This is a genomic window from Flavobacterium caseinilyticum, from assembly GCF_004349085.1.
GTDB classification, from domain to species: Bacteria; Bacteroidota; Bacteroidia; order Flavobacteriales; family Flavobacteriaceae; genus Flavobacterium; species Flavobacterium caseinilyticum.
In genome coordinates, this window is the sequence record NZ_SMFM01000025.1 from 1 (window position 1) to 1,477 (window position 1,477).

Annotated in this window: 2 tRNA genes and 2 rRNA genes; all 4 read left to right on the forward strand. The window is 42.7% G+C overall.

What is annotated here, in order from left to right:
* Positions 1-191: ribosomal RNA gene (locus E0F89_RS16975) — 16S ribosomal RNA — on the forward strand; the annotation flags it as partial.
* Positions 192-402: 211 nt separating this feature from the next.
* A tRNA-Ile gene (locus tag E0F89_RS16980) sits at positions 403-476 on the forward strand.
* 93 nt (positions 477-569) lie between these two features.
* Positions 570-643: transfer RNA gene (locus E0F89_RS16985), tRNA-Ala, on the forward strand.
* A gap of 193 nt (positions 644-836) precedes the next feature.
* Positions 837-1,477 (forward strand): 23S ribosomal RNA (locus E0F89_RS16990); the annotation flags it as partial.

Here is a 1,477-nt window from a genome sequence, read left to right on the forward strand (position 1 = left end):
CTAGTAATCGGATATCAGCCATGATCCGGTGAATACGTTCCCGGGCCTTGTACACACCGCCCGTCAAGCCATGGAAGCTGGGGGTGCCTGAAGTCGGTGACCGCAAGGAGCTGCCTAGGGTAAAACTGGTAACTAGGGCTAAGTCGTAACAAGGTAGCCGTACCGGAAGGTGCGGCTGGAACACCTCCTTTCTAGAGCCTTAGTGTTAGTAGCAATACACGCTAGGGAAAGAAGACGAAAGTTCAAGTTGGAAACAAATACCAACATTTTATTACTCTTGCTGTTAGTTCAAATAATACAATTTAAGTTAAAGATAACGATCTAAGATTGTTGATTGCAGATTGTTGATTGCAGATTTAAATCTGAGATCAGAAATCGTTAATCATATATTAGAAATCACCTTGTCTCGTAGCTCAGCTGGTTAGAGTATTACACTGATAATGTAGGGGTCGACAGTTCGAGTCTGTCCGAGACAACTATTTAACTTAAAAAAAGAAGAAATTCTAGAGTTGAGGAGTTATGAATAGAATTCATACTTCATAATTCACAATTCATAATTAAAAAAGATTGGGGGATTAGCTCAGCTGGCTAGAGCGCCTGCCTTGCACGCAGGAGGTCAACGGTTCGACTCCGTTATTCTCCACTATTCGAGTGAATAGTAAACAGTGAGAAGTAATTAGTCAACAGACTAATCACTAATTACTAAGGACTAATCACTAGAAAAAAGTTCATTGACATATTGAGATAAGAAAATAATAAAAAGTAGAAAGCATTTTTTACTTGTTTATCATTAGACAAGTAAAAGAAACGGCACATTTTAATTAATGTGTTGGTACAATAAGCAAAATAAGGGCGTATGGGGGATGCCTTGGCTCTCAGAGGCGATGAAGGGCGTGATAAGCTGCGAAAAGCTACGGGGATTGGCACACACGAATTGATCCGTAGATACCCGAATGGGGCAACCCACTATGTTGAAGACATAGTACACCGATAGGTGGGCAAACCCGCTGAACTGAAACATCTAAGTAGGCGGAGGAGAAGAAAACAAAAGTGATTCCGTAAGTAGTGGCGAGCGAACGCGGATTAGCCCAAACCAATGTTGTTACGGCAATATTGGGGTTGTAGGACCACGTTATTTGTTGCGGATTGAATTAGAATTTACTGGAAAGTAAAGCCAAAGAAGGTGATAGCCCTGTATAAGTAAAAGAAGATAACGATAGTGGTATCCTGAGTAGGGCGGGACACGAGAAATCCTGTCTGAATTTGGCGGGACCATCCGCTAAGGCTAAATACTCCTGAGAGACCGATAGTGAACCAGTACCGTGAGGGAAAGGTGAAAAGAACCGTGAATAACGGAGTGAAATAGATCCTGAAACCATACGCTTACAAGCGGTCGGAGCCCTTTCGTGGGGTGACGGCGTGCCTTTTGCATAATGAGCCTACGAGTTAACGTTGCTGGCAAGGATAAGTGGTTAAG